We start from the raw sequence: 7,255 nt of genomic DNA, 5'->3' as shown, positions 1-7,255 counted from the left end.
AAAAATTGACGTTCACGTTGTTTGTTTCGTTCAGTTTTCAAAGAACTACTTGGTCGCTCATTTGCGACTTCCTTATGTTAACATCTTCATTTTTCGATGTCAACTAAGTTTTTCAATTTCTTTTTTTGCCGTTTTCTGCGTTTCTGCATCAGCGACGTTTATTAATGTATCATATACTTATTCTTAACGTCAATACTTTTTAATAAAAAATTCTTTTTCTTACATAACGAATACATTCTTCTCTATTAGCAACTCTCCGAAATAAACAAAAAATGATTTTATACCTTTCTTCCATCGCCTTTTTTACAACGCTATGTATACGCTCATCTTCAAAATCAAATAAAAGTTCCTCTAACTCTCTCTTCAGTATGTATTCCATTTCTTTTTTCTCTTCCTTCGTCAACATAATCCCAAGCAAATTATCACCCCAATAACTCCTTACGTGTACCGATAAACGCCCCACTCATTTTCAATTATCAATAATGTATCATCAAAAAACAAAATTCTATCACTCATTATATCCACCACTTACGATATTAATCCCTTGTTCTCTTTTTTAAATTTAAAGCATATATGTAACTGAAAAGGATTGGACAAAGGGGCGTAATATTATGTTTTTCTTTTTTATTACGAGTAAAAGAACATTTAAACACATTAGCTTAATAATCGTACTTTCCTTATTTACAGCATGGCTACTCTTTTTAAAAACATATTCACATGAATCTGCTTTTTCAACTGCTACTGGCCCTAAAGTGATTTACAAAGGGGACACTGCAAAAAAACAAGTTGCATTCACGTTTGACATTAGCTGGGGGGACAAAAAAGCTATTCCAATCCTTAATACACTCAAAGAAAGAGAAATTAAGAATGCAACCTTCTTTCTCTCTGCTGCATGGGCTGAAAGACACCCTGATATTGTCGAACGCATCATGAAAGATGGACATGAGATTGGTAGTATGGGCTATAATTACACATCCTACACTTCACTAGAAGCAAATGAAATACGACGAGATCTTTTGCGGGCACAAGATGTTTTTACGAAACTTGGCGTAAAACAAGTCAAGCTATTACGTCCACCTAGTGGCGATTTTAACAAAACAACTCTTAAAATAGCGGAATCACTCGGATACACCATCGTTCATTGGAGTAACAATTCAAATGACTGGAAAAATCCCGGCGTAAATAAAATCATTTCCACAGTCTCTAGCAATTTAAAGGGTGGAGACATCGTCTTATTACATGCTTCTGATTCCGCCCTTCAAACAAATAAGGCTTTACCATTACTCTTACAAAAATTAAAGAGCGACGGATACGAACAAACATCTGTATCACAACTTATTTCCAACACAAGTACAAAAAGTGAAGATATTAAGTAGTTCCTTTCTACATGGTTCTTCACACATAAAAAGCTCTGCTATCTTTTGTTAAGATAGCAGAGCTTTTTTATCCTAGCATTTACAGACGATAAGAATCTGGATAATTAAAAATCCACTCTCCTCATTAAGCTGACTTACTCTTTTGTCCAATTAAACGATGTAATACAAGTAACTGATATGAATTACATAATAAAAGTGGTATCACCATTAAATATAACCAATCTGTATCATTAATCCGGAGCGCTGGTACCCATTCAAGAATTGTTACAACAACCATAAAGAACAGAGCGGGAACAAATGCTTTTTTATTCGTTTCTTTACTCTTTATATAAGCGACAATTGCCCCAAACACAAATAACATCCCAGCAACAAGTATGTTATTCCCTAATGAAACTTCCCCATTTGCAACAAGTACTGACCTTAAATAAACGAAATCAAATAATACGAACGCAATAAAGAACAGTTGCACTGTATTCCATAAAGAAGATGACCGAAACATCCCTAATCCAAAACGATGGATCGTTAAATACGCAAAGAACCCCATTTGACTTATAACACTAAAAATAAATCCTACGCCCATCAACCAAAAGGAAATTGCTAAAATCTCTTTTCCGTCGAAATTTTGAAAAAATTTAGCGTACTTGTCCCACTCTAAAACAAAACCAATAAAGACTGTGCTAATCCCACCAAGAAACAACGTCGTAAAAAATAGTCGTACCCACTTGCGGCTATTCACAACACATCCCCCATTATTCTTATATTTCTAATTAAATTGTAACAATGAAAATTTCAAAAAGCTAGCCATGTTAATGTATAAATTCCTTAAAGAGATTTATATTAAAAAAAGAGAACTTTGCTGAAAGGAGCTCCAACTTATGAAACGGATGCTGCTCGTTTTGATTTCTTCTTTTCTATTTATAGCACTAGCGGCATGTGCACAAGAAAAAGAAGCAAAATCCGAACTTGATTATGATCAAACAAAAAAAATGATTGTTGATATTTTAAAAACCGATCAAGGAAAAAAAGCGATCCAAGATGTATTAACTGATGAAAAAATGAAACAAGCACTCATACTAGATGAAACAGTAGTAAAGAAAACGATTGAAGATGCACTGGTATCTGAAAAAGGGCAACAATTCTGGGAAAAGCTCTTTAAAGACCCTGAGTTCTCATCGAAATTTGCTAAAAGTATGGGAAAAGAACAAACAAACTTAATGAAAACTTTACTAAAAGATCCTGAATACCAATCAGGTGTTATAGAGATTATGAAAAATCCTGAAGTAGAGAAAATCATGTTACAAACAATGAAGAGTAAAGAATATCGTCAATATTTACAGCAAGTACTAACTGAAACTGCCGAAAGTCCTCTCTTCCAAGCTAAGATGATTGACATCATTAGTAAAGGTGTACAAAAAGCCGAAAAAGGTGGGTCTGATAAGAAAGGCGCAGGTGGTAAAGGCGGTTCTCAAGATGGGAACAAAGAACAATAATAAAAATTATAGCAATGAGTGGACAATGTATATATTGTCCACTCATTACTACTTTACTTTTGTGTAACAGCTGTTTTATCAATAACTGTCTCAGCTATCGTACGATAAATGAGACCCGTTGTATGTGTATCTTCATATACTGACGGCGCAAAGTCCTCTTTATTCCAATCAGGTTGTTGAAGTGGAATTCGGCCAAGTATATCCGTTTGGAGTTCCGTAGCCAATTTATCTCCTCCACCTCTTCCAAACACATACTCTTTTTCACCAGTTGCTTTACTTTCAAAATACGCCATATTTTCAACAACACCAAGAATATTATGTTCTGTACGTAAAGCCATAGCTCCAGCGCGCGCTGCTACAAATGCCGCTGTTGGATGCGGCGTTGTTACAATAATCTCTTTACAAGCCGGCAACATCGAATGTACATCTAAAGCAACATCACCTGTACCTGGTGGTAGGTCCAATACTAAGTAATCTAAATCACCCCACTCTACTTCTGTGAAAAAGTGATTTAACATTTTCCCAAGCATCGGTCCTCTCCAAATAACAGGTGCGTTATCTTCTACAAAGAATCCCATTGAGATTACTTTCACGCCTAGACGCTCCACTGGTATTATCTTATCACCTCTTACGATTGGACGTTTTTCTATACCCATCATATCCGGTACACTAAAACCGTAAATATCCGCGTCAATGATACCAACCTTTTTGCCTAAACGAGCTAAAGCAATTGCAAGGTTAACAGAAACAGTTGATTTCCCTACTCCACCTTTTCCACTTGCCACTGCTAAAAATGTTGTATTTGAGTTCGGTGATAATAAGGATTCACTTTTCTCTTCCTCTTTCGGTGGTGCAAACTGAGCTAATTCCTCTTCTGTAAATTCTGCAAAACGAAGTCCAACTGTTGTTGCTCCAAGTTCTTTTACTAACTTTACAATTCCAGACTGCAACTGCATTTGTTCCGCTGTACCCGTCTTTACAATTGCAATTTTAACACTTACATGTTCCTTCTCAGGCTTGACTGTCACCTCTTTAATTGCATTTGTTTCTTTTAACGTTTTATGTATAAACGGATCTACAATCCCTTCCAATGCTTCCACTACCTGCTCTTTTGTTACCATAATTAGCCCAGCCCCCTGTATGAAAAATAACGTATTGTTAATTAAATTTATCTCTCTTTATTTTTGAAATAAATGCGTTTACATTTCCAGTATAACATATTTTCGGAAAACTTCGTTAACGAGAGAAACTCGAAAAAATCCTCCTTATTCTGGAGGATTTCCTTTTTCCGTAAAATAACGTAATATACCACGATATATTGCAGCAGCTACTTTTTGTTGGTATTTCTCCGAATTTAACATATATCTTTCATTCACATTCGATAAAAAGCCAGCCTCAATTAAAGCACCTGGTGTTTTGGCATACTTCAATAAATACACGTGAGGAATTGTTTTAGCAGAACGATTCGTATTTTCTAAGCTTGTTCTCAATTCAGCTTGTATAAATTTCGCAGCCCGTTCATTTTCAATCGAAGAACGATAGTAGAACGTTTGTGCGCCCTTAGATCCACTACTAGTTAGGGCATTTAAATGAATACTCGCAAAAAAGTCTACATCAGGCTTATTAATGATCTCAACACGCTTTTTTAAATCCTCTGCTTTACGTCTACTATATGACTTTGTATCTTTATTAGCTAAATCATAATCTCCTTCACGCGTTAAAATAACTAAAGCACCTTGTTCTTGTAAATAATCTTGTACCTTTTTTGTAATCTCAAGTGTAATATCTTTTTCTACAATATCCTTTCCACCAACAGCCCCTCCGTCTGGCCCACCATGCCCAGCATCTAGTACAATCACTTTCCCTGATAAGGGTAAATTCCAAGCTCGCCACGATTTTGTAATTTGAAATTCTTGTTTAACTAAAAAAAACAAAACAACCGCAGCGAGCGCAAAAGAGATAATTCGAATTCTCTTCATACCTTTCCTCCTCCAGCTAGTCCCTCTAATTACTTATATGGGACAAGAGGAAAGTTTATGCTTGTCTTAGTGTAGCTTTAATCGATATCTTCTTTCGCCTTTTTCATAGCCTTCCTGCCACCACAAGCCGATAAACTGCTGGCAAGATTCAAAAAGCAATTCCTCGTCTTGCAACTTAATTTCACGTATAGTCATACTCGTTAAAAATTGAAATAACGTTTCAGTTAATTGTTGTTCTTCTTCTAAAGCCCTATATTTTACATCAAAGAATGATTCGCCATGATAACCAAATTTACTGTATCTCGCTCCTAATAAATAAGATTCTATCCCTAGTTCAATGCAATAATCTTCATACTGACGATGAAGTTCTTGCATCTGAAAGGCATCACGAATATTTAAACGCAATGTTTTTAATGATAATTCTCGCAGCATCTTCCGCTCGTATTTTAACTGCTTTTCTTTTTGTTTTTCTTGTAAGCTGACAATGACATTCATAGTACTTATAAACCTCCCTAATACGTATTAGTCTAAACTTCTAAAGAAGAAGCATACGCAGGACGGTAGCACTAAAATATTCCAAGCTAAAAAAATTACAAAAGAAGAATTAAACATAAAAAAACCCCAACCAAAATGGTTGGGGTTTGTAGTTCGCAAAAATTAACGTTTTGAGAACTGAGGTGCACGACGTGCGCCTTTAAGACCGTATTTTTTACGCTCTTTCATACGTGCGTCACGAGTTAATAGACCCGCACGTTTTAATGTTAGACGGTATTCTGGATCAGCTTTTAATAAAGCGCGAGAAATACCGTGACGAATAGCACCAGCTTGACCAGTGTATCCACCACCATTTACGTTTACAAGTACATTGTAGTTACCTAAAGTTTCTGTTGCAACTAGAGGTTGTTTCACTACTTCACGTAATGCAGCAAATGGGATATAGTTTTCAAAATCACGACCGTTAATAATAACGCGTCCTTCGCCTGGAACTAGGCGTACGCGCGCTACTGAACTCTTACGACGTCCAGTGCCATAGTATTGAACCTGTGCCAAAGTAAGCCCTCCTTTAATTAATTATCCGCGAAGTTCGTAAACTTCTGGTTGTTGTGCTTGGTGTGGATGCTCTGCTCCAGCATACACGTTTAATTTCTTAGACACTTGACGTCCTAAACGTCCTTTTGGAAGCATGCCTTTAATTGCAAGCTCTAACATTTGTACAGGGTAGTTTGTACGCATTTCTAGAGCTGTTCTTTGCTTAAGTCCACCTGGGTGGTTAGTGTGACGGTAGTAAATTTTATCGTTTAATTTATTACCTGTTAAATGAATTTTCTCAGCGTTAATAATAATTACATGATCACCCGTGTCAACGTGTGGTGTAAATGTTGGTTTGTGTTTACCACGTAAAATGGATGCTACTTCAGTAGATAGGCGACCTAAAGTTTGACCTTCAGCATCAACCACATACCATTTACGCTCAACTTCGTTAGCTTTTGCCATAAAAGTCGTACGCATGTGTTTCCCTCCTCGTTATCTTTTCCATAGAAAAAATCTATTGTTTATCTTAAACACGATTTCCTTCCGGGGCTAATCGTGGTTTTAGAAACAATACCATATGTTATGATATACTTTTGAGTTTCTAATGTCAAGCAAATGTTACACCAGGATTAGTTGTTATAGTTTACCTGCCATAAGTAAAGTCCATGACCTGGAGCCATCTTTCCAGCAAACTGGCGATTTTGTTTCGCTAAAATCTCTGGAATACTATCCGGATCAAGCTTTCCTTGACCTACGCTAAGTAACGTACCAACAATAATTCTGACCATATTATATAAAAATCCATTACCTACAAAGCGAAAAATTAATTCATCGTCTTGCTCAATTAATTCGATTTCATAAATTGTTCGTACTTTATCTTTTTTGTCAGTTTTTGCCGAACAAAAAGAAGTAAAGTCATGCGTTCCAATAAAATAAGGAATCGCTTTTCTTATAGAGTTTATTTCGAGCGGATATGGATATTGATATACGTAATTTCTACGGAATACATCCGCAGTCTTTGATAATAATACACGATAGCGATATTCTTTTTTCTCGACACCGTAACGTGCATGAAATTCTTCTGTTTTCTTCTCTACCCGCCTGATAATAATATCATCCGGCAACATTGTATTTAAAGCATTACTCCATTGCCACTCTTCAAGAGACAAAGGTGTATCAAAGTGTATCACTTGTCCTTTGGCGTGAACGGTAGAATCCGTTCTGCCTGATGCCTGCACACGAACAAGTTCTCCTTTATGCAACTTCTGCAATGCTTTCTCTATTTCTTGTTGAACAGTCCGATGCTGTGGTTGAATTTGGTAACCACAAAAATGAATGCCATCATATGCAACTGTACATTTTATTCTTTCCATTTCTC

Annotated in this window: 10 protein-coding genes; 2 read left to right on the top strand and 8 right to left on the bottom strand. The window is 36.2% G+C overall.

The window, feature by feature from the left end; genetic code table 11:
* Positions 1-199: 199 nt before the first annotated feature.
* Positions 200-418, bottom strand: coding sequence for a hypothetical protein (locus B5P40_RS25565; protein ID WP_002139933.1), 219 nt, complete (start codon positions 416-418; stop codon positions 200-202).
* A gap of 193 nt (positions 419-611) precedes the next feature.
* Between B5P40_RS25565 and pdaB the strand changes: the two genes are divergently transcribed.
* The gene (gene pdaB, locus B5P40_RS25560; protein ID WP_002091556.1) at positions 612-1,376 is read left to right on the top strand and encodes a polysaccharide deacetylase family sporulation protein PdaB; all 765 of its coding nucleotides are present in this window, start codon (positions 612-614) and stop codon (positions 1,374-1,376) included.
* A gap of 124 nt (positions 1,377-1,500) precedes the next feature.
* Here the strand turns inward: pdaB and kbaA are convergent, their stop codons facing one another.
* On the bottom strand, positions 1,501-2,112 hold the full coding sequence (gene kbaA / locus B5P40_RS25555) for a KinB signaling pathway activation protein KbaA (RefSeq protein WP_002124701.1): 612 nt from the start codon (positions 2,110-2,112) through the stop codon (positions 1,501-1,503).
* A gap of 139 nt (positions 2,113-2,251) precedes the next feature.
* Here kbaA and gerD point away from each other — a divergent pair, with 139 nt between their 5' ends.
* Positions 2,252-2,866 (top strand): spore germination lipoprotein GerD, encoded by a 615-nt coding sequence (gene gerD, locus B5P40_RS25550; RefSeq protein WP_113710119.1) that lies wholly within the window; start codon positions 2,252-2,254, stop codon positions 2,864-2,866.
* Between the two features lie 53 nt (positions 2,867-2,919).
* Here the strand turns inward: gerD and B5P40_RS25545 are convergent, their stop codons facing one another.
* The 6 genes from B5P40_RS25545 to truA form a co-directional block, all read right to left on the bottom strand.
* Positions 2,920-3,987, bottom strand: a complete 1,068-nt coding sequence (locus B5P40_RS25545) for an Mrp/NBP35 family ATP-binding protein (protein ID WP_078176851.1) — start codon at positions 3,985-3,987, stop codon at positions 2,920-2,922.
* A 144-nt stretch (positions 3,988-4,131) separates the two neighbouring features.
* Positions 4,132-4,845 (bottom strand): N-acetylmuramoyl-L-alanine amidase CwlD, encoded by a 714-nt coding sequence (gene cwlD, locus B5P40_RS25540; RefSeq protein WP_002009721.1) that lies wholly within the window; start codon positions 4,843-4,845, stop codon positions 4,132-4,134.
* A 66-nt stretch (positions 4,846-4,911) separates the two neighbouring features.
* Entirely contained in the window at positions 4,912-5,340 is a 429-nt protein-coding gene (locus tag B5P40_RS25535) for a DUF2521 family protein (RefSeq protein ID WP_002029335.1), read from the bottom strand.
* Positions 5,341-5,502: 162 nt separating this feature from the next.
* Positions 5,503-5,895, bottom strand: coding sequence for a 30S ribosomal protein S9 (rpsI, locus tag B5P40_RS25530; RefSeq protein ID WP_002009728.1), 393 nt, complete (start codon positions 5,893-5,895; stop codon positions 5,503-5,505).
* A 21-nt stretch (positions 5,896-5,916) separates the two neighbouring features.
* A complete protein-coding gene (rplM, locus tag B5P40_RS25525; protein WP_002029337.1) occupies positions 5,917-6,354 on the bottom strand; it encodes a 50S ribosomal protein L13 in 438 nt (145 codons plus the stop codon).
* Positions 6,355-6,506: 152 nt separating this feature from the next.
* Positions 6,507-7,250: a tRNA pseudouridine(38-40) synthase TruA gene (gene truA / locus B5P40_RS25520; RefSeq protein WP_113710120.1), complete on the bottom strand. Its 744-nt coding sequence runs from the start codon at positions 7,248-7,250 to the stop codon at positions 6,507-6,509.
* Positions 7,251-7,255: the final 5 nt, after the last annotated feature.

The sequence above is a fragment of the Bacillus sp. SRB_8 genome, from assembly GCF_003264205.1.
Classification (GTDB): domain Bacteria; phylum Bacillota; class Bacilli; order Bacillales; family Bacillaceae_G; genus Bacillus_A; species Bacillus_A mycoides.
This window is presented reverse-complemented; position numbering and strand designations above follow the sequence as displayed.